The following is a 24,336-nucleotide window of genomic DNA, read 5'->3' as shown; positions in this document are numbered from 1 at the left end:
AAACTCATGTTTCATTTCTCCAACATCGTGCGCACCAAGGGCGACCCCAAGATCCTCGAGGGCGGGCCGAGCCTGAAGCAGCCGGTGGATCAGCTCGCCCGCGCGCTCGGCTGGTTCAGCATCGGCCTCGGCGTCGTCGAGCTGTTCGCGCCGCGGCGCGTCACGGAAACGCTCGGCATGGAAGGCCATGAGACGATGGTGCGCGCCTTCGGCGTCCGCGAGATCATGGCCGGGATCATGTCGCTGTCGGTGGACAAGAATGCCGGGCTGTGGGCCCGCGTCGGCGGCGACGGCCTCGATGCCGCCGCGCTGCTGTCGGGGCTGACGCCTGACAATCCCAAGAAGGGCAACATCGCGCTGGCGCTGCTGATGGTCGGCGGCATCGCCATGCTCGACTACCGGGCCGCGCAAGCCACCAAGCCGCGCCGCCCGGCGCGCGATGCACGGCGCAAGCTCTATCCGAACCGCAGCGGTTTCCCCAAGGGCATCGAGAGCATCCGAACCGCCGCAAGGCAGATCGCAGCACAGACCGGGCAGAACGAGGTGAAGCAAGGTGATGAGCGCCGCGTCCCCTGAGCAATCCGCGTGGTGGGAATCCGCCGTCATCTACGAGATCGCACTGATCTCCTTCCAGGACTCCAACTGCGACGGCAAGGGCGACCTCGCCGGGCTGATCTCGCGCATCGACTACCTGAAATGGCTCGGCGTCGACGCGGTGTGGCTGACGCCGATCTACAAGAGCCCATTCCGCGATCTCGGCTACGACATCTCCGATTATTGCGCGGTCGACCCCGACTTCGGCAGCCTTCAGGATTTCGACCGCCTGCTCGCGGCGCTGCACGCCAAGGGCATCCGCCTCATCCTCGACCTCGTCCCCAATCACACCGCCAATGATCATGCCTGGTTCGTCGAGAGCTCGAGCTCGCGCAACAGCGCCAAGGCCGATTGGTACATTTGGGCCGACGCGGCGGAGAATGGCGGGCCGCCCAACAACTGGCTGAGCCGTTTCGGCGGCAGCGGCTGGGAATGGTGCGAGGCACGGCGGCAATACTACTATCATTCCTTCCTGGTCGAGCAGCCCGACCTGAATTGGCGCAACCGGCATGTGCGCGCCGCGATCGCCGACGTCATGCGGTTCTGGCTCGACCGCGGCGTCGACGGCTTTCGCGTCGACGCCAGCGCGGTCCTGATCAAGGACGAGCTGATGCGGGACAATCCCGCCAATCCGGACGCCAAGGGCAAGCCGCCGCCGCAGCGTCAGAGACCGGTCTTCACCGACGACCGGCCGGAGACGATGGATTGCATCGAGTTCATCCGCAGCGTGATCGACCAATACCCGCAGCGCATGCTCTGCGGCGAGGTCCAGGGCAAGACCGACCGCATCGGCCACTTCTACGGCAACGACAAGCCGCGCCTGCATCTGCCGCTCAATTTCGCGCTGCTCGACTCGCAATGGGATGCGCTGTCGCTGCAAGCGACCATCGATGCGTATTTCAACGCCATCCCGGAGCACGCCTGGCCGGTCTGGGTCATCGGCGGCCACGACAAGCAGCGGGTCGCCGGCAAGATCGGCGAGGCCCAGATGCGCGTACTGGCGATGCTGCTGATGACGCTGCGCGGAACGCCGTTCTTCTTCATGGGCGACGAGATCGGCCGCAAGCGTGTCCCGATTCCGTCCGACCGCGTCCAGGATCCCTTCGAGAAGCTGGTGCCCGGCTTTGGCCTGTGCCGCGATCCCGAGCGCGCGCCGATGCGCTGGGACGACAGTCCCGACGGCGGCTTCACGACCGGCGATCCATGGCTGCCGCTGGAGCGGCCTGATGGCGCGGCCAACGTCGCCGCGCAGCAGCGCGACGAGCGCTCGATCCTGGCGCTGTTTCGTGCGTTGATGGCGCTGCGGCGCGAGCATGCTTGCCTGCGCCGGGGCGGTTACGAGCCGCTGCGTTCGCAGAACGACGTTCTCGCCTACAAGCGCACCGACGGTGGCAACGGATTCCTGATCGCGCTCAACATCGCTGCCGAGCCGCGGAAATACCACTGGCAAGGCCGCGGCCGCCTGGTGATGTCCACGCACCTCGATAGGCCGCCCGAGCCGTTGCCGGACGCAACCATCCTGCTGCGCGGCAATGAAGGCGTGATCATCGCAATCGAGGCGCGGTGACGGCAGGAACCATCGGCGCGCCAGCGCGTCTGATCAACGCCTCCGACATCCCCCCTGCGGAGGCGGACTGCGCGAACCGCGGCCCCGGCGCTCGCCGCCTCAGGCGCCGGGGCCTGCGGCACCAAGCTTGGCGGCAGGCCAAGGGAGAGGCGTCAAGGGAGAGGCGTCAAGGGAGGCAGCATGGGCAAGACGAAGGGTCTTCGGCAACGGATCGTCGGCAAGGCCAGGCAGGCCGTCGGCGAGATCATCGGCGACCAGGATCTCCACGATGACGGCAAGGCGCAGGCCGAGCGCGGCCGCGACGAGCAGGACCAGCCGAGCGAGCTCAATCCGCTGAAGAAGCTCAAGCAGCTGACGTGAACGCGCAGCCGCGACCAACGCTCTCCGACACGGCACGGTACGCTGGCGGAGGCGCGTCGCGGCTCGCACGGCAACGGCGCTCGCGCTGGATCGCCGCCGCCGAGCTCGGCCTGATCAGCAGCACGTTCTCGACCCTCGTCAGCCAATTGTTCGCGGCCCGTATCGGCCGCGACGCCGCGGTCGACTGGATGACGGTCGCCGCCATTCCCGCGCGCGACTGGGCGCTCAGTGCCGAGCCATCGTGGAGCGCGATCCTCGCCGGCATCGCCTTTCATCAATGGGCGGACTTCTCCTGGGCGCTGGTGTTCTTCGGCGTGCTCGGGCGCTGGACCGCGGACTTGGGGCCTCGAACGATCCTGCTGCTCGCGCTGCCGTGGGCGGTTTTCTCCTCGAGCCTGGAATGGTTCGTGCTGGTGCCGCTGTTTCCGTTCTGGCAGCCGCTGTTCACGCTGCAACAGCCCTACTGGATCGGGCTGCTGGTCCATGGCGCCTCTGCCGTGATGTATCCCCTGTTCGCGCGGCTGCGCTGGGCGCGCGGCCAGGCGCCGGCGCGCGACATCCGCTTCACCAATGCCTGGGCGACCGGCGCGGTTGCCGTGGTCGTGCTGCTCGGCGCGGTCGCATGGTTCGGCAGCCACGGCTACGAGCCGGCATGGATGGGCCGCGACAGGGATGCGGACCAGGCCTATATCCGTCACATGACCGCGCATCACGCCCAGGGCGTCGAGCTGGCGCGGATCGGCGCAGAGCGCGCCCAGGACCCGCATCTGCGCAAGCTCGCGATGCTGATGGCCGCGAGCCAGGCCGGCGAGATCAGGATCTTCGAGAATTGGTGGCTGAGCTGGTTCGACACCGAGATGCCCGATTGCAGCACGGAGGAACGCGCTGCCATGCCCGGCTACCTGGCGCCGGCCGAGATGCGAGCGGTCAAGGCGGCGCCATCCGACCAATTCGACCCGGTCTTCATCGAGGCCATGAGCAGGCATCATTCCGGCGCGGTCAGGATGGCCGACCGGATGTGGCAGAGCCGCGGCGATCTGCGGCTGCGCATCATGGCGCATGCCATTCGCCACGGGCAGCAGGGCGAGATCGCGCTGATGCGGGGCGTGGACGGCGTTGCCGCCGTCGCCACGGCGTTCCGCAACATGTTCGGCGACAACGTCAATTGAGCACGCAGCAGCTACTCGCGCCAGAACTCGGCCAGCTCCTCCGCGGTCACCAGGTCGACCTGACCGTGGAAGCGGGTGCGGTACATCGTCATCAGCGCGTCGTGCCCGACGTCGGAGGAACTGCACAGCGCGTCCTCGACGATCACGACCCTGAAGCCGAAATCGACGGCGCTGAGGACGGTCGAAAGCACGCAGACGTCGGTCTCGGCGCCCGAGATCACGACCGTGCCGACCTTCTTGTCGACCAGCCGGCCTGCAAGGCCGGGATTGCTGAAGGCGGAATAGGCCGGCTTGTCGATTATTGCAGCCGGCGGAACGAACTTGCTCAAGGCCGGCACGAGCTCGAGCGCCGATGGCGGAAGATGCTTGCGGGTGGCCTGGTGCCAGCGGCGAAAATAGGTCTGCCATTGCCCGGCACGATCTTCCGGATCCTGCGGCGTGATGAAGCGGGTGAAGATCGTTCTGGTCTGATAACGCGCAACGATGGAGGCGATCGTCGGCAGCACGCGCTCCATCCAGGGCGTCGCCCACAGACCTCCGGGCGCGAAGATGTTCTGCATGTCGATGCAGAGGTGAACGGCGTTCCTGATCTCGGCAACATCCGACGCGCTGTCTCTCATGGTCCTCCACCGGCGAATGCATGACCGCGGCACGTCCGCGGCGGGCTTACCGACAGAAAATGCGGTTGCGGCGGCCATCGTTCCGCATCGTTGCGGCCGCTGATCCGGCAGATGAGGCCCGCCCCGAGGCCGGGAGGTCATTGAGTTCGCGGGCTCAGGCCAGCCCGCGCTGCACCGCCGGCCGCGCGAGGCCGCGCTCGAGCCAGGCGCCGACCGATTTGAACTCTGTGAACCCGACGAGATCGCCGGCGTCATAGAAGCCGATGAGATTGCGCACCCAGCCGAGCATGGAGATGTCGGCAATGGTGTAGTCGTCATCCATGAACCATTGCCGGCCGGCGAGATGCGTCTCCATCACGCCGAGCAGGCGCCTGGCCTCAGCGACGTAGCGGTCCCGGGGCCGCTTGTCCTCGAAATCCTTGCCGGCGAATTTGTGGAAGAAGCCGACCTGGCCGAACATCGGCCCGACGCCGCCCATCTGAAAATGCAGCCACTGGATGGTCTGGTAGCGGCGCGCGGGATCCTGAGGCAGGAGCTTGCCGGTCTTCTCCGCGAGGTATTGCAGGATCGCCCCGGACTCGAACAGCGGCAGCGGCCTGCCGCCCGGACCGTCGGGATCGAGGATCGCCGGGATCTTGCCGTTGGGATTGAGCGAGAGGAATTCAGGCGTCTTCTGATCGTCCTTGCCGAAATCGACCCGATGCGCCTCGTAGGGAAGTCCGATCTCCTCCAGCATGATCGAGACCTTGACGCCGTTCGGCGTCGGCAGGGAGTAGAGTTGAAGCAGCTCGGGATGCCTGGCCGGCCAACGCCTGGTGATGGGGAAAGCGGATAGATCGGACATCGGCACTCCGGCTGTTGGTGGGATGCCGCGCAGTCTAGGCGAGCGGACGAACGACGCAAGGCCGGCCAATCGTCTGGAAGATCGCGGAGAACAGCCGCAGTGCGCTTGAAGCGACTAAGGCGGCAGCGTTGCCATCCTGACGATCGGGGTCATGGTTTCATGCTGCAGTCGATACTGGATGAACCAATCTCCTGTGATCAGCAGTGCAGCCGTGAAGGCAGCCGCGAGCGTCGCGGTCGCCCATTGGCAGACGTCGTACATGGCCTTTGTCCCTCAACTCCTTCGGCTAAACGCCAAGCTCACGCGCGGTGTTCCGACGTCGTACGAAAATTTTGCCAGTTTTTCCCGCTTTCACAGACGAGACATTGCTTTGTTTCGAGGGACCATCGAGCAGCCTTGCGCGTTGTGACGGGATGAACATCGAGAAGCGTGCCCTGCTCGACCACGCGCAACGCTGTCGCAGCGTCGCGGACGATCTCGCCCATCGCGAAGCCGCGCGGCGGCTACGAGCAATGGCCGATGTCTACGAAGCGCGAGCAGCAGGATTGGACGACGAGGACGGCTCCCCAGAGCCCGACCGTCACGAGCGCAGCCGCCTTGCCGATACAGGCGATCGGCAGAATTGATCGGTTCAATAATTGATCTCCATCCGCAAGCCGCGCGGATCGAGGTCCTCGCCACCCACACGCTGGGTGCTGTCGCGCGCTGCGACCGCGCAAGCACAGGCATCGATGAGATCGTCGCGACCGATGCCGGTGCCATGGCGAAGCGTCAGCCATCTCTCCAGCTTGGTGAAGCCGCGGTCTCTCAGCAGCGCAACGCGCTGCTCGCGGCCTCGTGGCGACGTCTTCGGCGCGAGCCGCACGCGCCCTGCCAGATTCCAGAACACCAATTCCGGATGCGCCTCGCCGATCGTCGCCTGCCGCGCCGGCGTCATGACCTCGTCGACCTCCCTGATCTTGTCCCTGATATTCCAGAGCTGCGCCGACACGCCCCTGCCCTTGCCCTCGTGCGCCCAGTAATGCCGATTGACCGCCGCCATGTCCGGGAACGTCCAGAGGTCGCGGCGCGCACCGAGAAACACGGCGGGACCAATCAGCTCGCGGGCGCGCAGATCGCAAGCGCGATAGCCGCTCGGATCTAGTCCGATCGGCATGTCGATCATCGCGCGCGCATGGGGCAGCGCGAGCAGGCGCGTCAAACCCGACGAATAGTCGAAGCCGTGATCGCCGCGCGCGTCGATCCAAGCCGCGACCCAGCCGAAGCGAAAACCATCGAGGCCGAGATAGTTCGGCACGTCATGAATCCGTGTCTTTTCACCGGCGTCCTGCAATTTTCACACGCACCTCGCTTGACATCCGCAAGTCGCGGGCGTATGTCCCGCGCCCTCGCAAGCACTTCCGCTTGCGACAAACACCATGAACCGAGCGATGCTGAACCGCTACGAAAGAATTGTCCGCATGCCGAATAGCCCAAAGCTATTCGATTGCGCATGCCCGGCTCATGGGAGCGATCTTGCCTGACCGCAAGATCGATCGTCCGCTTCTCACGGACCCTCCCGAGCCAGCCGCTCCGGAGGGTTTTTTGTTGCCCGCCGCGCGGCCCAACCGAACAATCCGGCAATCGCCGGAACGAGAGACCCGGATCTCGGGGCTCGCGCTGGAGCGGCGCGTGCCCAAGCGCGCGGGGCCTGCCGGAGGGAACGAGGCGATGAGCCGGACACCGATGGCAGAGCGAACTCAGTGGGTTCGCAACGTGCGGCGCGTTGACAGCGCCGCGATAGAATTTTTGTAACTCCGGTTTGCCGCGACGATCGCGGCTCGACCGGTGGTGAAGATCTCGGATACTTCTCCGCAAGGCAAAGCGGGTGATGCCTCCCGCCTTTGACACACGCACCGGGATGCGGCCTCGGAAATGGCTTGCACGCGGCCCGGCGCAGGATCTGTTCGCAAGGACGGTGCCTGTGTTGTCGTCACTGAAAGCCCGATATCGCCCGTTCCCCAGCGTACCCCATCAAACAGCCGGCGCGAGAGCGTCGGCCTGGCGGTGGTGAAGATGTCTGTTACTTCGTGGTAAAGGCGCGAAAGCGCCGAGCAGGTTCGAGCCCTGCGCGCCGAAAGGCGGTTCGCCCGCAAGGGCAGCAACAGCATCGATCGTTCCCCGCCAATCCCATCACGGTCCGTGGTGAAGATTTCTGTTACTTCGCCTGCAACGCGAGAGGTCGCGGGTTCGAATCCCGCCCGGTGTCCCGTGCACCGGTAGCTCAGAGGATAGAGCGCTTTCCGGCGAGCTTCGCTCGCCGGGTCACAGCAATCGCCTGTTCCCGGATCGTGTCCCCCTAACCACCGCCGGTGGTGAAGAGCGCTGTTACTTCGGATCGCAATGTCGAAGGTTCGAATCCTTCCGGACGAAAGTCCGTAGCTCAGCGGCAGAGCATGTGACTTGCCCGCAAGGGCAGTACAGCCTCGCCTGTTCCCCGGCACCCGTTTCCATCCCCCATCAACTCAAGAGGAGGCCATCATGGTCAGGCTCAACAAGATCGTTCGCGCCTTCACGCGAGAGGGCGCGCGCGCGGTGCGCTTCACGCCCGAGATGGAGCTGAAGCGCGCGCTGATGAACTGCCTGCTGTGGGAGGACCAGTTCTACGAGGACGGCGTCGCGATCGCCGACCGCATCAGGGTGCTCGTGCCCAAGGTCGCGCCCGCCAAGGTCGCGCAGCTCGCGATCGAGGCACGCGAGGTGATGAAGCTGCGGCACGCACCGCTGCTGGTCATCCGCGAGATGGCGCGGAACGAGAAGCACCGCGCCCTCGTCGCGGACACGCTCGCCGGGGTGATCCAGCGGCCCGACGAGATGACGGAGCTGCTCGCGATCTACTGGGCGGATGCGCTGGGCCCTCAGCAGCAGCGCAAGCGTCAGCCGGTCTCGGCACAGGTCAAAAAGGGCCTTGCCCGCGCGCTGACCAAGTTCGACGCCTATCAGCTTGCCAAGTGGGACCGCGACGGCGCGGTGCGGATCAGGGACGTGCTGTTCCTGGTCCACGCCAAGCCGAAGGACGCCGAGCAGGAGAAGGTGTGGAAGCAGCTCGTCGATGGCGAGCTCGCTTCTCCCGACACCTGGGAGGTTTCGCTCTCGGCCGGCAAGAGCAAGCGCGAGACCTTCGAGCGGCTGATCGCCGAGCGGAAGCTCGGCGGCCTGGCGCTGCTGCGCAATCTGCGGCTGATGCAGACTGCGCAGGTCCCGCGCGAGACCATCGCAGGCGCGATCGAGGCGATGCGGACGGATCGTATCCTGCCCTATCGCTTCATCACGGCGGCGCGCTATGCGCCGGACTTCGAGCCCGAGCTCGAGGCTGCGATGCTCAAGTCGGTCAAGGACCATGTGCGGCTTCCGGGCCGGACGCGGCTCCTGATCGACGTGTCGGGCTCGATGTTCGCGACCCTCTCCGCGCAGTCGGAAATGACGCGTGCGGAGGCGGCGTGCGGCCTTGCCATCCTCGCGCGCGAGATCTGCGACGAGGTCGAGATCTTCACCTTCAGCAATGAGGTGGTGAAGGTCCCGCCCCGCCGCGGCTTCACGCTTCGAGACGCGATCATCAACTCGCAGCCGCACGGCGGAACCTATCTCGGCAAGGCCGTGACGGAGATCGACCGCAAGGGCGATCGCCTCATCGTCTTCACCGACGAGCAGAGCCACGACCAGGTGCCCGAGCCCAAGGCGCGCGGCACCATGGTCAACGTGGCCTCGTATCAGCACGGGGTCGGTCACGGCGCCTGGACCCGCGTCAACGGCTTCTCCGAGGCCGTGGTCGCGTGGATCGCGGCGTCGGAAACGGCGTTGAACTGATGCGCAACGACAGCGGCCCCGGACGCAAGACGCGCCCGGGGCCTTGCGAAATTTCTGAAATGATCCACCCGGTCCGGTTAGGGTGCGGGTGGAATGACAAGGACCTACGACCATGCGACGACCCGACCCCTACATGGAACGCGCCCGCGAGCTCCGCCTCGCCGCCGGCGTCGATCCCGACCAGCGTGTCGGCGAAGGACGCGGCCAGCCCGCCTGGTGCCTGTACAAGGACGCCGCGCGCAAGGAGCATCTGGCCCGCGAGGCCAATGCGACCGCGAGCTGGATCGCCGAGTTCCGGATGCAGGATGCCCGCTTCCAGAATGCGCCGCTGAAGGTGTTCGGCCCGCACGAGGACGCGACGATCGCGCAGATGCGCAACTGCATGGCGGTCGGCAACGTCGTCTCCGGCGTGATCTGCGCCGACGGCCATCTCGGCTATGCGCAGCCGGTCGGCGGCGTCATCGCCTATGAGAAGCAGATCAGCATCTCCGGCGTCGGCTTCGACATCGGTTGCGGCAACATGGCGGCTCGGCTCGACACGCGCTTCGACGACATCGCAAGCCGCGTGCCCACGATCATCCGCGACGTCGCCAAGACGATTTCGTTCGGCATCGGCCGCGCCAACGCCGAGCGGGCCGAGCACGATCTGTTCGACGACGGCGATGCCTGGCGCGAGAGCGACATGGAGTCCTACCGCAACAAGGCGGTGAGCCAGCTCGGCACGGTCGGTTCGGGCAACCATTATGTCGACCTCATGCGCGACGAGGACGGTTTCGTCTGGATCGGCGTCCACTTCGGCAGCCGCGGTCTCGGACACACCTCCGCGACGCGCTACCTCAAGGCCGCCGGCGGCAAGGACGGCATGAACGTTCCGCCCGCCGTGGTCGACGAGGACAGCGAGCTCGGCCGCCGCTACATCGCCGCGATGCAGCTCGCCGGGCGTTATGCCTATGCGGGCCGCGAGTGGGTCGTCGAGCGCGTCCGCCAGATCATCGGCGGGAGCGTCACCGAGAGCGTGCACAACCACCACAACTATGCCTGGCGTGAGACCCACGACGGCAAGGATCTGTGGGTGGTGCGCAAGGGCGCGACACCGGCGTTTCCCGGCCAGAAGGGATTCGTCGGCGGCTCGATGGGCGACGACGCCGTCATCCTCGAAGGCGTCGACAGCCCGGAAGCCAAGGCCTCGCTCTACTCGACCGTGCATGGCGCCGGCCGCCTGTTCGGACGACGGGAGGCGAAGCGGCGCTTCTCGCGTGAACAGATGGACCGGTGGCTCAACGAGCGCGGCGTCACCCTGATCGGTGCCGACCTCGACGAGAGCCCGATGGCCTATCGTCGCCTGCCCGACGTGCTGGCGCAGCACGCCGGCACGGTGAAGGTGCTGCACACGCTGCGGCCGTTCGCCGTCGCCATGGCCGGCGAAGGCGAATTCGATCCGTGGAAGGACTGACGCGAAACCGCGGGCGGGAGGTGATGCCTCCCGCCCGTTTTCGTTTCGTCCTGGAAAGCGGGACCGCCGGCCGCGTCAGCCTCCGGCGGCCTGATAGGCCAGGCGCTTGAACTCGAAGAAGAACGGATTCCAGAAGCCCATATAGCGCTGGGTCATCAGCACGCCGGCGGTGTTGGCCTCTGGGCAGATCCACCAATGGGTCCCGGCAAGGCCGCCCCACTGGAACTCACCGGTCGAGTTGGACGGGTCGAACGGGGTCGGCGCGAAGGTGACGGCGCCGCCGAGACCAAACCCCTTGCCGGGCATCGGGCCGAGATTGGCGAAGCGGATGGTCTGCCCTGCGGGCAGCTGGTTCGACATCATCTGCCGCAGCGTCTCCGGCTTCAGCAGGGCATCCGAACCGGGCAGCAGCGCGCGGACCAGCGCGAGCATGTCCGGCAGGGTCGAGACCAGACCGCCGCCGCCCGAGAGCCGCGGGAACGGCCGCCGATAGGCTTGCGGAAACGGCAGGTTGTCGGCGCGCGTCAGGCCCGGCTTCATGGGATCGAACACGTCGGCGCCATTGTAGAGCGCGACCAGCCTGCCCTGCTCCGCCTCGGGCACGTGGAATCCGGTGTCGGTCATGCCGAGGACATCGAAGATGCGCGCCTTGAGGAAGGCATCGAGAGATTTACCCGAGACGACCTCCACGACGCGGCCGAGCACGTCCGTGGCAACCGAATATTCCCAGGCCGTGCCGGGATGATAGGACAGCGGCATATCGGCCAGCTTGTCGATCATGTCGGAGAGCGGCGTCAGCGGATTGAGCACGCGCGCCTCGTTGTAGCCTTTGAACAGCACCGTGCCGGGATCGAATATGCCGTAGCTGAGACCGGAGGTGTGGGTCAGGAGCTGGCGGATCGTGATCAAGCTCCTTGCGGGCTCGACATCGGCAAGGCTCGAAGCGTCCTGCTTGAGCACCTTGCGATGGCCGAGCTGCGGCAGGAAGGTCTCGATCGGATCATCGAGCCCGACGCGGCCTTCCTCGACCAGCAGCATGATCGCGCAGGTGACGAAGATCTTGGTGTTGGAGAACGCGCGAAAGATATGATCGGGCCGCAGCGCGGTGCTCGCCTCGCGGTCGGCAAAGCCGACGCATTGCTGGTCGACCACCTCGCGCCCGCGCAGCACGGCCCAGGACGCGCCCGGAATGATCTCCTGATCGACGTAGCGCTGCATTGCCGTCCGCGCGGCGGAAAAATCGGTCGTTCTGGCGTCCATGCGTTTCCCCGAATTTGTGGTTGGGACGGGTATAGCGAAAATTCGAGGGAAATGAAGGGCGCCTATTCTTCTCTCATGAACGCCGTCACGTACAGCCGACGCCGGATCCGCATGCCCTGCCGCTGGTACAGCGCAATCGCGGAGGTATTGCTCGAAAACACGTGCAGGAACGGGATTTCGCCGCGTGCCTCGATCCGCCGCGCGACCGCCGCCAACAGCGCCTGTGCATAGCCGCGCCCGCGATAATCGGGATGCACGCAGACGGCCGTCATCTCGACGAACTTGCCCGGCTTCATCCGCTCGCCCGTCATCGCGACCAGCTCGCCGCCGGCGCGAACGCCGAGGAACGTGCCGAGCTCGTGGGTGCGCAGCGCGAACGGCCCGGGCTTGGTCAGCTCCGTCAGTGCCATCATCGCGGGCACGTCGGCCGCTCCCAGCGTGACGATCTCGGCATCGCGCAGCGGGCTGTCGGCGGGCGAGCCGATCATCTGCTCGCCGGTCTCGGCCAGCACGACCTTGAACCCCGAGGGCATGTCGACCGGCTCCGGCGTGAACAGCGCGGCGACCTGCGTCCCCGACAAGAGGTCGCGGAGCGCGGCAAAGCTCGCCGCGGACATGTCGACCATGTCGGCGAACGGCGTCATGTCGACGGGATAGCGCCGCGCGAGCGGGCCGCCCTCGGCCAGATGCTTGTGGCTCGTCGTCAGCGCGCTCCAGATCGGATGATCGAGCAGCGCCTCATCGCTGTCGGACACCGGTCTAGTCCTTCTCGAAGCTGACGATGACGGCGGCATTGGCGATGAGGATGGGATCGTTGGCCACTTCCGTGGCCGAGGGGATCTCCAGCCCACCCTTGACCGCTGTGACGGTCACGGTGCCGTAAGGAAGCTCCCTGGCCACGGCTTCCTTGTCCACCGCCTCGGGGTTGGGCACGCCGATCGTGACATCGACGAACATGTCGTTCGCGGTCTTGCCGATCATCCGGAAGAAGCCGAGGCTGGAATGCCTGATGGCATCCGACACCGCCCGCTTCGCCGCCTTGGTGGCGTCCCTGCCGTGGACGTCGACGCCCATGCCCATCTCGGTGACACAACGAACGCGGGTCATTTGATATTCCTGTGGTTGGTGTGGTGATTGCGAGTGTCGATGATCGGAGAGCGCGAGACAACTGTGCTTCTCATGTAGGTTGGACGTGCCCGCCCAGACCTCCGTCATTGCGAGCGCAGCGAAGCAATCCAGGATCTTTCCGCGGACGCAGTCTGGATTGCTTCGCTGCGCTCGCAATGACGATATGGAGACAACTTCGCTCCATCAATCACCCCTTCGCCTTCTCATGCGCGCGCAGCTCATCGACCAGCACCCGCACGTTCTCCGAATAGTCGATCGGGACCACGACCAGATGCACGCCGCCCTCCCTGAAAGCGGCGTCGAGCGTCGGGCCAAAGCTGTCGATGTTCTCGATGCGATGGCCTTTGGCCCCATAGGCCCTGGCGTAAAGCGCAAAGTCCGGGTTGCCAAAAGTCATGCCGTAATCGGCGAAATGATCGACGGCCTGTTTCCAGCGGATCATGCCGTAGGCGTTGTCCTCCAGCACCAGCACGACGAGATTGAGCTTGAGGCGGACGGCGGTCTCCATCTCCTGGCTGTTCATCATGAAGCCGCCGTCGCCGGCGACCGCGAGCACACGGCGGTCGGGATAGAGCATCGCGGCCATCATCGCCGACGGCAGGCCGGCCCCCATGGTCGCCAACGCATTGTCGAGCAGCAGCGTATTCGCGACACGGGTGCGGTAGTTGCGCGCGAACCAGATTTTGTACATGCCGTTGTCGAGCGCGACGATGCCGTTCTCGGGCATCACCTGGCGGATATCGTGCACGATGCGCTGCGGCGTCGGCGGCCAGCGCGCCTCGGTGGCGCGATCGGCGATGTGCCCCAGGATCTCTTCACGCAACGGCAGCAGCGCGGCGGCCTGCGGCAGCTTGCCTTCGAGCCGGTCGGCGAGCAGCTCCAGGCTCGGACCGACATCGCCGACGACCTCGGCGTCCGGAAAATAGACCTGCTCGACACTGGCCGAGGTGTAGCTGACGTGAATGACCTTCGGCCCCGACGGGCCCATGATGAAGGGCGGCTTCTCGATCGGGTCGTGACCGATCGCGACGATCAGATCGGCGGCGTCGATGGCGTCATGCACATAGTCGCGCTCCGACAGCGCGGCGGTGCCCATGTAGAGATTGGTGCCGCCGGGCACGGTGCCCTTGCCCATCTGCGTCGTGAAGAACGGAATGCCGGTGCGCCGCACGAAGCTCGCGATGCCGTGGGTCGAGCGCGGCCGGCTGGTTGCCGCGCCCATCATCACCAGCGGGCGCTTCGCGGCCAAGATCATCTCGGCCGCACGGTCGAGCGCGGCGCGATGGGCGACCGGGATCTCGATCGGGTGCACGGGAATCACGGGCACGGCAGGCACCTCGTCGCCGGCGATGTCCTCGGGCAGCTCGAGATGGACCGGTCCGGGCCGCTCCTCCATCGCGACGCGAAAAGCGTCCCGCACCACGGTCGGAATGCTGGAGGCGCTGACGATCTGCCGCGACAGCTTGGTCAGCGGCTTCATGGTCGCGACCACGTCCACGATCTGAAAGCGCGCCTGCCGGCTGCTCATGATCGGCTTCTGGCCGGTGATCAGGATCATCGGCATCGCGCCCAGATGCGCATAGGCCGCACCGGTGGACAGGTTGAGCGCACCCGGGCCGAGCGTCGACAGACAGACGCCGGGCTTGCCGGTCAGCCGGCCATAGGTGGCGGCCATGAAGGCGGCAGCCTGCTCGTGGCGGGTCAGGACCAACTCGATTCTGGAGGTGCGGAGCGATTCCACCAGATCGAGATTCTCCTCGCCGGGGACGCCGAAGATGCGATCGACGCCCTCATTCTCCAGCGCGGCGACAAACAGGTCCGATCCTTTCGCCTTGCGTTCCTGCCCGCTCATGCCGCCTCCCATGCTCGCTCCCGTGTTCCACGGCAGTCGGCGCATGGTAGCGGCTCGCGGCTTCGGCACAACTCACAAAGAAAGGCGCGGCACATCAACCTCGTCATTGCGACCGCAAGGCGACGGTACGGAGCAGCGGCTTCCTCCATGTTCCATCGCGATCGTCGCGATTGACAGAGCATGATGTCTGACTGTAGTCAGACATCATGCTGGACCGGATCTCGCGCGTTCGCCGCTTCAATCGCGCCGTCACTTCGGCGGTCGGCGCGCTCGACACCTCCTTTCTGGGCCGCGGCCGGCCGCTCGGTGCGGCGCGCGTGCTGAACGCGATCGGGCATGGGCGTACGGACGTGGCCGAGATCCGCGACTATCTCGGTCTCGATTCCGGATTGATGAGCCGCCTGCTGCGCAGCCTCGAGGACGAAGGGCTGGTCGAGACCGAAGCGCATCAGGACGATGCGCGCCGGCGCGTCGCGACCTTGACGCGGTCGGGCCGGCGCGAGTTCGCGGCCTATGAGGCGCTGTCGAACGCGCAGGCCGAAGGCTTCCTGGCGCAGCATTCGCAACGCGAGGCGCTGCTGGCGGCGATGGACCTGATCGCCTCCACCCTGACGCGCGAGCGGATCGCGCTGGACGAGATGGATCCGCGATCCGAGCAAGCTCGCCACTGCCTCGGCGAGTATTATGCCGAGCTCGGCCGCCGCTTCAAACACGGCTTTGACGTCTCGCAGTCGCGCGACCCCGACGCCAAGGACATGCGCCGACCGCGCGGCACCTTCATCGTCGCGATGTCGGACACGCTGCCGATCGGCTGCGTCGGCTTGAAGGGAACCGATCACGGCTATGCCGAGATCAAGCGGCTGTGGGTCGCGCCCGCCGCACGCGGATTGCGGCTCGGCCGGCGGCTGATGGATGCGATCGAGGATGCCGCGCGCGAGCTCGGCATCGCGCTGCTGCGGCTCGACACCAACAGCGCGCTGCCCGAGGCCGGCCAGCTCTATCGCAGCACGGGCTGGCGCGAGATCCCGCGTTTCAACGACGATCCCTATCCCGACCTGTTCTTCGAAAAGCGGCTCTGAGCTGGACCGGTCGCGATGTCTGCGCGTTAGGGTCGAGGCCGCACGGAGCTTCGATATGACACGAGACGACCTCGCCGAGACCTACCGCGCCTATATCGCCTGCCTGAACCGGCAGGACTGGCCCTCGCTCGGCCGGTTCGTGCATGACGATGTCGTTCACAACGGCCGGCCGCTCGGCCTGTCCGGTTATCGCGCGATGCTGGAGCGGGATTTTCGCGAGATTCCGGATTTGCGTTTTGACATCGCGCTGCTGATATCGGACCCGCCGGGGCTCGCGGCGCGGCTGCAGTTCGACTGCACACCGGTCGGGACGTTCCTGGGACTTGCCGTCAATGGCCGGCGCGTCTCGTTCTGCGAGAATGTGTTCTACGAATTCGGCAGTGACAGGATCCAGCAGGTCTGGTCGGTGATCGACAAGGCCGCGATCGAGGCGCAGCTCTGACGCTGCGCCTCGACACCTAAGCTCACGCCGCCGCCGGCGCCGCCTGCCCTTGCGGCTTAGGGAACGGCCTGAACGTCATCGCCATCAGGAAGGCACCGAGGCCCATCGCCCAGGAGGCGATGTAGAGCCAGGCATAGCTGGAGAACGCGTCATAGATCAGGCCGCCGGCGAGCGGGCCGGTCGCCATGCCGAGGCTGCCGGCCATCGCCGTGCCGCCGATCACCGTGCCCATCATCCGAAGCGGAAAGTTCTCGCGGATGAGCACGGCATAGAGCGGCATGGTGCCGGCATAGATGAAGCCGAAGATGGCGCCGACGGCATAGAACGTCGTGAGCTGGTTCGCGAACACATAGGCGAGCGCGCCGAACGCCTGCAGCAGCAGGCCCGACACCAGCACGCGCTTGGCGCCGAAGCGGTCGCCCATCAGGCCGAAGGCGATGCGGCCGCCGAGGCCGGCGAACCCCTCGATGCTGTAGATCGTCACCGCCGCGATCAGCGGGATGCCGCAGCTCACGGCGTAGCTGACGGTGTGGATGATCGGGCCGGAATGGGTGGCGCAGCAGAAGAAATTGGTCGCGAGCAGGACCATGAATTGCGGCGAGCGCAGCGCCTCGCCCACCGACATCTCGTTTTGTCCGGCGGCTTCGCCGGCGGGCGCGGCCGGGCCTTGCGCGAGCGCCGGCGGACGGCGCACCAGGAACGAGACCGGGATCATGATGGCGCCGACCACCAGCGCCACGATCTGCATCGAGGTCCGCCAATCGTGGCTGGAGATCAGCCAGGCCGCGAACGGCGACATCGTCATCGGCGCCATGCCCATGCCGGCCGAGACCAGCGACACCGCGAGGCTGCGATTTGTGTCGAACCAGCCGGTGACAGCCGCCATCATCGGCGCGAAGATCGCCGCGCAGGCCGCGCCGGTCAGAAGGCCGAACACGATCTGGAACACCAGAAGCGAGGTCGCCTGGCTCGCGGCGAACAGGCTGAGCGCCAGCACGGTCGATCCCGTCAGCACCACCGGCAGCGGACCGAACCGGTCCGACAGCGTGCCCCAGGCCATGCTGGTGAACGCCATCGCCAGAAAGCCGATCGTCATCGCGCTGGAGATGCCGGTCACCGACCAGCCGGTGTCCTTGGCGATCGGCTGCAGGAACACCGGCAGCGAAAACATGCCGCCGATCGCGACGCAGCCGAGCAGGCCGCCGGCGGCGACGATCACCCAGCGATAGGGGGATTGGGTCATTTGGGTCTCCCGTGAGATCTGTCTGGGAGAAGACGAATGGGAACCACGTCGGCCGACAATGGAACGACATTTTTGCCGAGGCCTTTGTCACCTGCCAATAGAAAAGTCGCAAGACAACCCCATGCACAGTAGGCTGCCTCAACGGGATCAAGGACTTACGAGCCCCGTGTTTCGCGAAACCCAGGGAGCAATTTGACGTGTCGGGCAAAACACCGGCATGATGTCATGATCCCGCCAATCACAAGCGCGACACTCCCGCCGATCTCAGTCCACCGCCAAGACGACCTTTCCAAATCCGCCGCCGCGCTCCACGCTGCGATGGGCATCGGCGGCGCGTTCCAGCGGAAACACCCGGTCGACCAACGGTTTCAGCCGACCCGACTCGAACAGCGGCAAGAACTCCTCGGAGAAACGACGCACCATCGCCCGCTTCTCGTCCACGTCTCGCGATTTCATGACGGTGCCCACCAAACGCAGGTGGTTGTGGAGCAGCAGGTTGAGCGGAATCGAGGGGGCGTGCTGGCCGCTCAAGATGCCAACTTGAACCAGGGTGCCGCCAGGCCGAAGGCTGCGGAGGTTGCGCGGCAGGTAATCGCCGCCGACGAAATCGATGACGGCGTCAGCGCCGCGATGATCGGTAAGCCTCGCGACGACGCTTTCGAAATCCTCGCCGCGGTAGTCGATCACGGCGGCGGCGCCGATGCTGGCGACATCCGCCAACCGCGAAGCGCTCGCCGTTGCGTAGACGGTGGCGCCCAGGGCATGGGCGACCTGCACGCACGCGGAGCCCACTCCACCCGCGGCACCGTGAACCAGGACGGTTTGACCTTGCCCGACGCCCGCAACATGTGAGACCGCCTCGACCGCCGTAACGAATGATTCCATGATCGCCGCGCCCTCGACGAACGAGATATTGTCCGGAATCCTGGTCGCCATGCGACGGTCGACCCGGGCGAATTCGGCATACGCCCCGCCGCCGACGATCGCCATCACACGCTGTCCGTTCGAGACGTCGTCAACCGCGCTGCCGACGCCAACGACCTCACCCGCCAGTTCGAGGCCGAGCAGAGTGCTCTCGCCAAAGCTCTGATTGCCGTAGGCGCCGTTTCGCTGGAGAATATCTGCGCGATTGACGCCCGCCGCCTTCACACGCACCAGGAGATCGTGAGGGCGAACCTCCGGCCTCGGCACTTCGGCCAGGCGGAGAACCTCCGCCGGACCGAAGCCGTCATAGACGATGCCTTTCACTTTGCCTGCTCCTACGCATGGGCCTTCGTATGGGCCTTCGTATGGGCCTTGGCGCGCCGCGCGATGCTGGCGGCGAACAACGGCGTCTCCCGCCGATTGTGGTCGCTTCCGGCCGCCTGGCGCGCGTTGGCGGCGTCGTCGAAGGAAATGCCGTGCTTGTCCAGGAATGCCATGAAGACATCGGTCGGGTGTGCCGTGACGCTGTTGGTGTAGCGTGTGTGGCCCTCATCGATTGCTTCGGCCTTCAGCTCCCAGATCACGTTGACCTGGGTCCGGCCATTTGTCGTAAACACGTCGGAGATCGAATTCATGCGGCAGTAGCTCTTGCCGGCCTCCTCCGCGACATAGTGCTGGATGACCAGCCCGGTGCCGATTTGCTCGACATTGATCATCATACGGCGCCCGTCGTCTGTGGAGCTGACGCCGGCCGCAATGTGATCGGGCGGGCAGCAACGCAGATATTCGACTTCGGAGAGCGTGAACAGCCATTCGGCGATGTCCACTCGGTCGAGAGGCACGTCAATGACCGCGGTATAGGCCGATTGCGACAGGATACGATCGAGAACCTTCATGATATCTCCTTCCATTCAAGGGCTTGGGCCGGTAAGGCCCGCCTTCGAGAGACGAGATACGGTTTTCGAGAGTTGATGATAATGAACGTTGAGCTCGAAACCCTTTTGCGAAAGGCGCAAAGATGAAAGACCCGCGTTTTGCGGAACATCTGGCAATCTATGTTGACGTGGTTCGTGGCGGGAGCTTCTCCAGCGCCGCCCGTCATCGCGGTGTGACGCCCTCGGCCATCGTCAGGCAGATCGACGCGCTGGAGCACAGTGTCGGCGTGCCGCTATTGGTGCGCTCGACCCGCGCGCTCGCGGTGACCGATGCCGGGGAACGACTGTTCGAACGTGCGCAGCGGTTGCTCGACGACCTCGCCGACACGCATGCCGAGATCGCGGCTTTCGATGGTGCGGTCGCCGGCGTTCTTCGCCTTGCCTGCTTTCCGACCTTTGGCAAGCGCTATGTGATCCCCACGCTGGAAACGGTCATGCGGGATCATCCCGGCCTCACGGTCGAGCTCGATCTCACGGAAAGGCTCGCAGATCCCGTGCTGGAGCGGCTCGATGCCGTGATCCGGATCGGCGAACTTGCAGACAGCACGCTCATCGCGACCAAGCTGGCTTCGCAGAACAGACTGCTGGTCGCCACTCCTGCTTATCTCGATCGTCACGGCACACCGGCCGAAGCGAAAGACCTCACCGACCATCGGCTGATCGACAAATTGCACGGCGCCGACCTGCTGGGCTGGACGGACGTGCTTGGTCACCCCGCGGGCGCAGCGCCGGGGCCGCAAGCCGTGTTTCGATGCGACGACTTCGAAGCGATGCGGCTCGCGGCACTCGCCGGCATCGGCATCGCGTTCCTGGCAGACTGGGTTGTCGGGACGGATGTGCGTGCCGGTTCGTTGACACGAATCCCGCTCGATGGCGAGCGGTGGAACGAGACGAAGGCCGGAGTCTATCTGTTGCGTGCTCTCGCCCAGCCGTCTGCCAAACTGACGATCCTGACCGCCGCGTTGCGGGATACAATCGGATCGCCGCCGGTGTGGGCGTAATTGCCGACGCCAACACCCATCATGACCGTCCCTGCCCGAAATTACAGCGGATCTCTCCATGCCAAAGATCGACATCGCTGCCGTGCCGGCCCGCAAGGGCTCCGGCTATCCGACGCCCTTTGACGCGCCTTGCGCCGAGCGCCTCCGCAAGCGGCTCGGCGACGCCGGCGGCCTCAAGGATTTCGGCGTCAACCTGATGCGCCTGCCGCCGGGCGGCTGGTCGAGCCAGCGGCACTGGCATTCGCACGAGGACGAGTTCGTCTACATCCTCGAAGGTGAAGTGACGCTGGTCGAGGACGGCGGCGAAACCGTGCTGCGCGCGGGCGATTGCGCCGCCTTCCCGAAAGGCAGCGGCAACGGCCATCACATGATCAACAGGTCGAATGCGGCGGCGGTCTATCTCGAGGTCGGCTCGCGCTCGCAGGAAGATCTCATCACCTGCTCCGACATCGATATGATGAGCCCGGGATCCGACGGCCGCTTCCTGCACAAGGACGGCACGCCGTATCCCGGGCAGTAAGGCGGCACATCATGACGATTCGCCCCATCCTCCGCTATCCCGACCGCCGGCTCGCGCTGGCTGCCCGCCCCGTCGCCACTTTCGACGACGAGCTGCGCGCGCTCGCACGTGATTTGCTCGAAACCATGCGCGCCGCGCCCGGCATCGGCATCACCGCGCCCCATATCGGCGTCCCCTTGCGACTCGTCGTGCTCGAGCTCGGCGACAGCGAGGGCCCGCAGATCTACGTCAATCCGGTCATCGAATGGGCCTCGCCCGAGATGATCCTGCACCGCGAGGGCAGCGTCTCGATGGCCGGCGTCAACGACGAGGTGCAGCGCCACGCGCGGGTGCGGATCAGCTATCAGGATCTCGAGGGCAACTCTCGAACCGAGGACTCGGAGGGGCTGCGCGCCGTGTGCCATCAGCACGAGATCGATCAGCTCGACGGCATGTTCTGGATCCAGCGGCTGTCGCGGCTGAAGCGGGAGCGGCTTGTGAAGAAGTTCGAGAAGATGGGGCGATCGTAGGGCGGATCAGCGAAGCGTCATCCGCCATGCTGACCAGGTCGCAGCAGAAGAATGGTGGATTACGCCGCCCGCCGCGCTTCGCGCAGCCGGCGGCTACCAATCCACTCTACGCATCTCGCCGCGTCTCACGCCCGCTTCCCGCCCCGCTTGGTCATCGGCGCGTTGCGGCGCTCGCGTTTGCCGCGCGCGATCTCGGTCGCCAGCGCGTCGAGCTTCGGCTCCCAGAAGTTCCGAAACTGATCGATCCACGCATCGACCGCGCGCAGCCCGGCAATGTCGACCGAGTAGAGGCGCCTTTGCGCCTCGGCGCGAACGGTCGCAAAGCCGCTTTCGCGCAGCACCTTGAGGTGCTGCGAGACAGCCGCCTGGGTGATGCCGAACTCGGCGCCGATCACTGCGACGACCTCGCCGGACGCCATCTCGTTTTGGCCGAGTAGCTCGAGGATGCGGCGGCGCACGGGATCGGCGAGGACCTCGAAGACGTGCATCAGCTTCCCGTGCCGGGATGGGCGATGTCGGGCGGCATCTCGCCGCGATAGAACGCGATGGTGCGGTCCGAGCGCTGCTTTGCCTCGTCCGGATCGACTCCGCTTGCGACATGCGCCGCACGCCAGGCCTCGCCGCTGGTCGTCATGAAGTCCTTGCCCTCCGGCGAGCCCATCCACGCCTCCGCCGTCTCATGATCGACCGATGCCCCGGTCGCAAGATATCGCTCGAGCCCCGCGAGCGCGAGATCCCAGCCGACCCCGACCGCACCCGGGCCGAACTGATTCCAATGATCCTCGATGATCGCGGTGTGCTCAAGCGTCAAACGCGCCTGCTGCCGCTCCGCCGCCAGCCTGACGTCGATCCAGCTCGTCGCGCCGCCGAACTCCCATGACGCGGCGAAATGGGTCGGCGGCGTACAGGACGTGATGGTGCCGCCAGCATTGCCCTTGACCTGATAGCGTCCGCCGAGCCGGAGGTCGCCCTCGACCGGCGCGAACCAGCGCGGGATCCGTTCCCTGCTGGTCACGGCGTCCCAGAGATCGTCGACGCTGGTGTCGTAGAGCCGCGTCAGGGTCACGACGCTCGCCGGTCTCCCATCCTTGTCGAAATTCTTCACTGAACGTGTCACGAGCCCGAGGACCCTGGCGACGTCGATCTCCATCTGCGCTTCTCCGTCTCGCTTCCTGCGAGGCAGGCAATATCAATCAGCACTAATATAAGTCAATCCTTATATTCCGCGACCCGCTGCGTCAAACCGCCTCGCGAGCCGGCGCGAAACCAAACAACCTGCCCGGGCGTCTATCGATGCCCTCTCCACCAAACCCTCTGCAACGGACGGAACTCATGAAAGTTCGCAAATTCGCCATCACCGATGCCTCGCTCGAACGCTCGCCGGGACAGGACGGCGAAATCTTCGCCGGCAATGTGATCGACCAGCGTCACGGCGGGCCGATCACGATCGGCTACGGCCGCTACGCCCCGAACCAGAGCCTCGACGAGACGCTCGCGGTCGACGATGTCATGCTCGTCCTGGAAGGAAAGCTCTCGGTTGCGAGCAATGGCAGCACCGTCACCGCCGGTCCCGGCGAGATCGTCTACATGCCGAAGGGCGAGAAGGTCACCATCCGCTCGCACGAGCAAGGCGCCCTCACCGCCTACGTCACCTACCCGCATTGGCAGGAGGCGCGTGAGTGAGGCGCGAGCGCGCGGCGCTCTACCCGCCCGCCATCAGCGCCTTCGCCAGCGCCATGTAGGCCGGCAGCGACACCGGATCGTTGGCGGCGTTGCCGGCCATGGGATGCGAGGCGTAGCGCGCGATCACCATCTCGGCCTTGGGATCGATGTAGATGCCCTGGCCGTAGACGCCCCGCGCCATGTAGGCGCCGTGCGCGTTGTGCGTGACCCACCATTGGTTGCGGTAGGACGCGCCCGGCAATGTGGTGTAGCCCGCCGGCTTGAATTTATCAGGATCGCCGCCGCGCGCGATGTCCTCGACCACTTGCGACGGCACGATCTGGCGGCCGTTGAAGCGGCCATGATTGCGCATGGTCTCGCCGAACCGGGCGAGATCGCGCAGCGTCGTGGAGAGACCGCCGCCACCACTCTCGGTGCCGATGCGGTCGACGTGATAATGCGCGTCCTCCTCCGCGCCCATCGGCTGCCAGATCCGCTCGGACAAGAGCTCGGACAGCGTCAGGCCGCTGACGCGCCTGATGATCCACGCCAGCACGTCGGTGTTGACGGTCTTGTAGGCGAAGGCCCTGCCGTGCTCGCCCTGCTTCTTCTGCGCGATCAGGAAATCGAAAATGGTGGTCGGGCCTTCATAGCCCGGCGGGATCGGTGCCATGCCGTTGGCGCGCCGAAGGCCCCACACGTCCGAGTTCTTGTCGGTGTAGATTTCGGTGTAGGCAAGCCCCGTGGTCATATCCATGACCTCGTGCACCCGTGCGTCCCCGAACCCGCTTGTCTTCAGCTCCGGCACATAGTCCGTCACGAGCGCCTGCGGATCGATCCTGCCCTCGGCGACCAGCATGCCGGCGAGCACGCCGGTGAACGACTTCGTCACGGACATGCCGATATGCGGCTTGTGCGGCCTCAAGGCGCCGAAATAGCGCTCATAGATCAGCCTGCCCCGGTGCAGCACCGCGATGCCGTCGGCGTACGTCTCCTCCAGCATTTTTGCGAAAGTCATGGGCCGCCCGTCCATCGTGATGGAAGGCACCGCGCCGATATCGTGATCTTCGCGTGGCAACACGGATGCAGGTCCTGCCCCGCGCCAGACATTCACGGTGGGCACCAGCTGGCGGATGTTGCTCCAGGCCCAGCGCAATTCGGGGAAGCTGCGGAATGAGCCGTCCTGGAAGGTGATGGTGCGGTCGGGAGACGGCGGGAAGCCCCGCATCCAGCCGAGGGCTTCGGGATCGGTGGAGGTGGCAGCGGGCTGCTGGCTGGCGGCAGTCGCGACGGACATGAAGCGGGCTCCTTGAAGACGATGCGGATGT

The 24,336-nt window shown here is 65.8% G+C and carries 27 protein-coding genes and 1 tRNA gene; 14 read left to right on the top strand and 14 right to left on the bottom strand.

What is annotated here, in order from left to right; genetic code table 11:
- Positions 1-6: 6 nt before the first annotated feature.
- The 4 genes from WI560_RS12670 to WI560_RS12655 all read left to right on the top strand — a co-directional run bounded on the left by WI560_RS12670 (position 7) and on the right by WI560_RS12655 (position 3,690).
- A complete protein-coding gene (locus tag WI560_RS12670) occupies positions 7-576 on the top strand; it encodes a hypothetical protein (RefSeq protein ID WP_375308276.1) in 570 nt (189 codons plus the stop codon).
- Positions 557-2,161: an alpha-amylase family glycosyl hydrolase gene (locus WI560_RS12665; RefSeq protein WP_375308275.1), complete on the top strand. Its 1,605-nt coding sequence runs from the start codon at positions 557-559 to the stop codon at positions 2,159-2,161. The genes WI560_RS12670 and WI560_RS12665 overlap by 20 nt, the downstream gene beginning before the upstream one ends.
- A 180-nt stretch (positions 2,162-2,341) precedes the next feature.
- Positions 2,342-2,521, top strand: a complete 180-nt coding sequence (locus tag WI560_RS12660) for a hypothetical protein (RefSeq protein ID WP_028135853.1) — start codon at positions 2,342-2,344, stop codon at positions 2,519-2,521.
- On the top strand, positions 2,518-3,690 hold the full coding sequence (locus tag WI560_RS12655) for a DUF305 domain-containing protein (protein WP_375308274.1): 1,173 nt from the start codon (positions 2,518-2,520) through the stop codon (positions 3,688-3,690). Before WI560_RS12660 ends, WI560_RS12655 begins: the two co-directional genes overlap by 4 nt.
- A gap of 11 nt (positions 3,691-3,701) precedes the next feature.
- Here the strand turns inward: WI560_RS12655 and WI560_RS12650 are convergent, their stop codons facing one another.
- The 3 genes from WI560_RS12650 to WI560_RS12640 form a co-directional block, all read right to left on the bottom strand.
- Entirely contained in the window at positions 3,702-4,310 is a 609-nt protein-coding gene (locus tag WI560_RS12650) for a cysteine hydrolase family protein (RefSeq protein WP_375308273.1), read from the bottom strand.
- A 154-nt stretch (positions 4,311-4,464) separates the two neighbouring features.
- Positions 4,465-5,154: a glutathione S-transferase family protein gene (locus WI560_RS12645; RefSeq protein ID WP_375308272.1), complete on the bottom strand. Its 690-nt coding sequence runs from the start codon at positions 5,152-5,154 to the stop codon at positions 4,465-4,467.
- A 114-nt stretch (positions 5,155-5,268) separates the two neighbouring features.
- Positions 5,269-5,415, bottom strand: coding sequence for a hypothetical protein (locus WI560_RS12640; RefSeq protein ID WP_257178587.1), 147 nt, complete (start codon positions 5,413-5,415; stop codon positions 5,269-5,271).
- Between the two features lie 152 nt (positions 5,416-5,567).
- Between WI560_RS12640 and WI560_RS12635 the strand changes: the two genes are divergently transcribed.
- The gene (locus WI560_RS12635; RefSeq protein WP_257178588.1) at positions 5,568-5,780 is read left to right on the top strand and encodes a hypothetical protein; all 213 of its coding nucleotides are present in this window, start codon (positions 5,568-5,570) and stop codon (positions 5,778-5,780) included.
- Positions 5,781-5,785: 5 nt separating this feature from the next.
- Here the strand turns inward: WI560_RS12635 and WI560_RS12630 are convergent, their stop codons facing one another.
- Positions 5,786-6,451 carry a DUF429 domain-containing protein gene (locus WI560_RS12630; protein WP_375308271.1) on the bottom strand — a complete coding sequence of 222 codons (666 nt, stop codon included), beginning with the start codon at positions 6,449-6,451 and terminating at the stop codon, positions 5,786-5,788.
- Positions 6,452-7,409: 958 nt separating this feature from the next.
- Here WI560_RS12630 and WI560_RS12625 point away from each other — a divergent pair.
- The 3 genes from WI560_RS12625 (at position 7,410) to WI560_RS12615 (ending at position 10,453) form a co-directional block, all read left to right on the top strand.
- Positions 7,410-7,566, top strand: a tRNA-Arg gene (locus WI560_RS12625).
- A gap of 108 nt (positions 7,567-7,674) precedes the next feature.
- Positions 7,675-9,000: a TROVE domain-containing protein gene (locus WI560_RS12620; RefSeq protein ID WP_375308270.1), complete on the top strand. Its 1,326-nt coding sequence runs from the start codon at positions 7,675-7,677 to the stop codon at positions 8,998-9,000.
- A gap of 112 nt (positions 9,001-9,112) precedes the next feature.
- Complete coding sequence (locus tag WI560_RS12615; protein WP_375308269.1) at positions 9,113-10,453, top strand: RtcB family protein; 1,341 nt, start codon at positions 9,113-9,115, stop codon at positions 10,451-10,453.
- A gap of 75 nt (positions 10,454-10,528) precedes the next feature.
- Here the strand turns inward: WI560_RS12615 and WI560_RS12610 are convergent, their stop codons facing one another.
- The 4 genes from WI560_RS12610 to WI560_RS12595 all read right to left on the bottom strand — a co-directional run bounded on the left by WI560_RS12610 (position 10,529) and on the right by WI560_RS12595 (position 14,693).
- Positions 10,529-11,713, bottom strand: a complete 1,185-nt coding sequence (locus WI560_RS12610; RefSeq protein ID WP_375308268.1) for a serine hydrolase domain-containing protein — start codon at positions 11,711-11,713, stop codon at positions 10,529-10,531.
- A gap of 62 nt (positions 11,714-11,775) precedes the next feature.
- Entirely contained in the window at positions 11,776-12,468 is a 693-nt protein-coding gene (locus WI560_RS12605; protein ID WP_375308267.1) for a GNAT family N-acetyltransferase, read from the bottom strand.
- A gap of 4 nt (positions 12,469-12,472) precedes the next feature.
- The gene (locus tag WI560_RS12600) at positions 12,473-12,820 is read right to left on the bottom strand and encodes a Lin0512 family protein (RefSeq protein WP_028135844.1); all 348 of its coding nucleotides are present in this window, start codon (positions 12,818-12,820) and stop codon (positions 12,473-12,475) included.
- A 208-nt stretch (positions 12,821-13,028) separates the two neighbouring features.
- The gene (locus tag WI560_RS12595) at positions 13,029-14,693 is read right to left on the bottom strand and encodes an acetolactate synthase large subunit (protein ID WP_375308266.1); all 1,665 of its coding nucleotides are present in this window, start codon (positions 14,691-14,693) and stop codon (positions 13,029-13,031) included.
- Between the two features lie 206 nt (positions 14,694-14,899).
- Between WI560_RS12595 and WI560_RS12590 the strand changes: the two genes are divergently transcribed.
- Positions 14,900-15,772 (top strand): GNAT family N-acetyltransferase, encoded by an 873-nt coding sequence (locus WI560_RS12590; RefSeq protein WP_375308265.1) that lies wholly within the window; start codon positions 14,900-14,902, stop codon positions 15,770-15,772.
- 55 nt (positions 15,773-15,827) lie between these two features.
- The gene (locus tag WI560_RS12585; RefSeq protein ID WP_375308264.1) at positions 15,828-16,214 is read left to right on the top strand and encodes an ester cyclase; all 387 of its coding nucleotides are present in this window, start codon (positions 15,828-15,830) and stop codon (positions 16,212-16,214) included.
- A 22-nt stretch (positions 16,215-16,236) separates the two neighbouring features.
- Here WI560_RS12585 and WI560_RS12580 read toward each other — a convergent pair whose 3' ends face one another.
- From WI560_RS12580 to WI560_RS12570, 3 genes are all read right to left on the bottom strand, one after another.
- Positions 16,237-17,457, bottom strand: a complete 1,221-nt coding sequence (locus WI560_RS12580) for an MFS transporter (protein WP_375308263.1) — start codon at positions 17,455-17,457, stop codon at positions 16,237-16,239.
- A gap of 264 nt (positions 17,458-17,721) precedes the next feature.
- Positions 17,722-18,705 carry an NAD(P)H-quinone oxidoreductase gene (locus WI560_RS12575; protein ID WP_375308262.1) on the bottom strand — a complete coding sequence of 328 codons (984 nt, stop codon included), beginning with the start codon at positions 18,703-18,705 and terminating at the stop codon, positions 17,722-17,724.
- An 11-nt stretch (positions 18,706-18,716) separates the two neighbouring features.
- Positions 18,717-19,277 carry a hypothetical protein gene (locus tag WI560_RS12570; protein WP_375308261.1) on the bottom strand — a complete coding sequence of 187 codons (561 nt, stop codon included), beginning with the start codon at positions 19,275-19,277 and terminating at the stop codon, positions 18,717-18,719.
- 122 nt (positions 19,278-19,399) lie between these two features.
- Here WI560_RS12570 and WI560_RS12565 point away from each other — a divergent pair, with 122 nt between their 5' ends.
- From WI560_RS12565 to WI560_RS12555, 3 genes are read left to right on the top strand one after another with little or no spacing between them, the layout of a single operon-like run.
- Entirely contained in the window at positions 19,400-20,317 is a 918-nt protein-coding gene (locus WI560_RS12565) for a LysR family transcriptional regulator (RefSeq protein WP_375308260.1), read from the top strand.
- Positions 20,318-20,375: 58 nt separating this feature from the next.
- Positions 20,376-20,837 (top strand): cupin domain-containing protein, encoded by a 462-nt coding sequence (locus WI560_RS12560; RefSeq protein WP_375308259.1) that lies wholly within the window; start codon positions 20,376-20,378, stop codon positions 20,835-20,837.
- A gap of 11 nt (positions 20,838-20,848) precedes the next feature.
- Complete coding sequence (locus tag WI560_RS12555; RefSeq protein WP_375308258.1) at positions 20,849-21,346, top strand: peptide deformylase; 498 nt, start codon at positions 20,849-20,851, stop codon at positions 21,344-21,346.
- A 125-nt stretch (positions 21,347-21,471) separates the two neighbouring features.
- On the opposite strand, the gene WI560_RS12550 is transcribed toward WI560_RS12555, so the two are convergent.
- Together WI560_RS12550 and WI560_RS12545 are read right to left on the bottom strand one after the other, a co-directional pair.
- On the bottom strand, positions 21,472-21,834 hold the full coding sequence (locus WI560_RS12550; protein WP_375308257.1) for an ArsR/SmtB family transcription factor: 363 nt from the start codon (positions 21,832-21,834) through the stop codon (positions 21,472-21,474).
- A complete protein-coding gene (locus tag WI560_RS12545) occupies positions 21,834-22,496 on the bottom strand; it encodes an SRPBCC family protein (RefSeq protein WP_375308256.1) in 663 nt (220 codons plus the stop codon). The genes WI560_RS12550 and WI560_RS12545 overlap by 1 nt, the downstream gene beginning before the upstream one ends.
- Before the next feature lie 182 nt (positions 22,497-22,678).
- Here WI560_RS12545 and WI560_RS12540 point away from each other — a divergent pair, with 182 nt between their 5' ends.
- The gene (locus WI560_RS12540; protein ID WP_375308255.1) at positions 22,679-23,029 is read left to right on the top strand and encodes an AraC family ligand binding domain-containing protein; all 351 of its coding nucleotides are present in this window, start codon (positions 22,679-22,681) and stop codon (positions 23,027-23,029) included.
- A 19-nt stretch (positions 23,030-23,048) separates the two neighbouring features.
- On the opposite strand, the gene WI560_RS12535 is transcribed toward WI560_RS12540, so the two are convergent.
- Complete coding sequence (locus tag WI560_RS12535; RefSeq protein WP_375308254.1) at positions 23,049-24,305, bottom strand: serine hydrolase domain-containing protein; 1,257 nt, start codon at positions 24,303-24,305, stop codon at positions 23,049-23,051.
- Positions 24,306-24,336: the final 31 nt, after the last annotated feature.

Origin of the sequence: Bradyrhizobium sp. A11, assembly GCF_042077125.1 — a bacterium.
GTDB lineage: Bacteria > Pseudomonadota > Alphaproteobacteria > Rhizobiales > Xanthobacteraceae > Bradyrhizobium > Bradyrhizobium japonicum_B.
The sequence above is the reverse complement of the archived record's forward strand: the minus strand, read 5'-3'. Positions and strand labels throughout refer to the sequence as shown.

Excerpts from the sequence above, each read along its gene's own strand:
- WI560_RS12670 (WP_375308276.1), top strand. The coding sequence starts at position 7 with ATGTTTCATTTCTCCAACATCGTGCGCACCAAGGGCGACCCCAAGATC.
- WI560_RS12665 (WP_375308275.1), top strand. The coding sequence starts at position 557 with ATGAGCGCCGCGTCCCCTGAGCAATCCGCGTGGTGGGAATCCGCCGTC.
- WI560_RS12660 (WP_028135853.1), top strand. The coding sequence starts at position 2,342 with ATGGGCAAGACGAAGGGTCTTCGGCAACGGATCGTCGGCAAGGCCAGG.
- WI560_RS12650 (WP_375308273.1), bottom strand. The coding sequence starts at position 4,310 with ATGAGAGACAGCGCGTCGGATGTTGCCGAGATCAGGAACGCCGTTCAC.
- WI560_RS12645 (WP_375308272.1), bottom strand. The coding sequence starts at position 5,154 with ATGTCCGATCTATCCGCTTTCCCCATCACCAGGCGTTGGCCGGCCAGG.
- WI560_RS12640 (WP_257178587.1), bottom strand. The coding sequence starts at position 5,415 with ATGTACGACGTCTGCCAATGGGCGACCGCGACGCTCGCGGCTGCCTTC.
- WI560_RS12635 (WP_257178588.1), top strand. The coding sequence starts at position 5,568 with ATGAACATCGAGAAGCGTGCCCTGCTCGACCACGCGCAACGCTGTCGC.
- WI560_RS12620 (WP_375308270.1), top strand. The coding sequence starts at position 7,675 with ATGGTCAGGCTCAACAAGATCGTTCGCGCCTTCACGCGAGAGGGCGCG.
- WI560_RS12615 (WP_375308269.1), top strand. The coding sequence starts at position 9,113 with ATGCGACGACCCGACCCCTACATGGAACGCGCCCGCGAGCTCCGCCTC.
- WI560_RS12610 (WP_375308268.1), bottom strand. The coding sequence starts at position 11,713 with ATGGACGCCAGAACGACCGATTTTTCCGCCGCGCGGACGGCAATGCAG.
- WI560_RS12600 (WP_028135844.1), bottom strand. The coding sequence starts at position 12,820 with ATGACCCGCGTTCGTTGTGTCACCGAGATGGGCATGGGCGTCGACGTC.
- WI560_RS12595 (WP_375308266.1), bottom strand. The coding sequence starts at position 14,693 with ATGAGCGGGCAGGAACGCAAGGCGAAAGGATCGGACCTGTTTGTCGCC.
- WI560_RS12590 (WP_375308265.1), top strand. The coding sequence starts at position 14,900 with ATGCTGGACCGGATCTCGCGCGTTCGCCGCTTCAATCGCGCCGTCACT.
- WI560_RS12585 (WP_375308264.1), top strand. The coding sequence starts at position 15,828 with ATGACACGAGACGACCTCGCCGAGACCTACCGCGCCTATATCGCCTGC.
- WI560_RS12580 (WP_375308263.1), bottom strand. The coding sequence starts at position 17,457 with ATGACCCAATCCCCCTATCGCTGGGTGATCGTCGCCGCCGGCGGCCTG.
- WI560_RS12570 (WP_375308261.1), bottom strand. The coding sequence starts at position 19,277 with ATGAAGGTTCTCGATCGTATCCTGTCGCAATCGGCCTATACCGCGGTC.
- WI560_RS12565 (WP_375308260.1), top strand. The coding sequence starts at position 19,400 with ATGAAAGACCCGCGTTTTGCGGAACATCTGGCAATCTATGTTGACGTG.
- WI560_RS12560 (WP_375308259.1), top strand. The coding sequence starts at position 20,376 with ATGCCAAAGATCGACATCGCTGCCGTGCCGGCCCGCAAGGGCTCCGGC.
- WI560_RS12555 (WP_375308258.1), top strand. The coding sequence starts at position 20,849 with ATGACGATTCGCCCCATCCTCCGCTATCCCGACCGCCGGCTCGCGCTG.
- WI560_RS12550 (WP_375308257.1), bottom strand. The coding sequence starts at position 21,834 with ATGCACGTCTTCGAGGTCCTCGCCGATCCCGTGCGCCGCCGCATCCTC.
- WI560_RS12545 (WP_375308256.1), bottom strand. The coding sequence starts at position 22,496 with ATGGAGATCGACGTCGCCAGGGTCCTCGGGCTCGTGACACGTTCAGTG.
- WI560_RS12540 (WP_375308255.1), top strand. The coding sequence starts at position 22,679 with ATGAAAGTTCGCAAATTCGCCATCACCGATGCCTCGCTCGAACGCTCG.
- WI560_RS12535 (WP_375308254.1), bottom strand. The coding sequence starts at position 24,305 with ATGTCCGTCGCGACTGCCGCCAGCCAGCAGCCCGCTGCCACCTCCACC.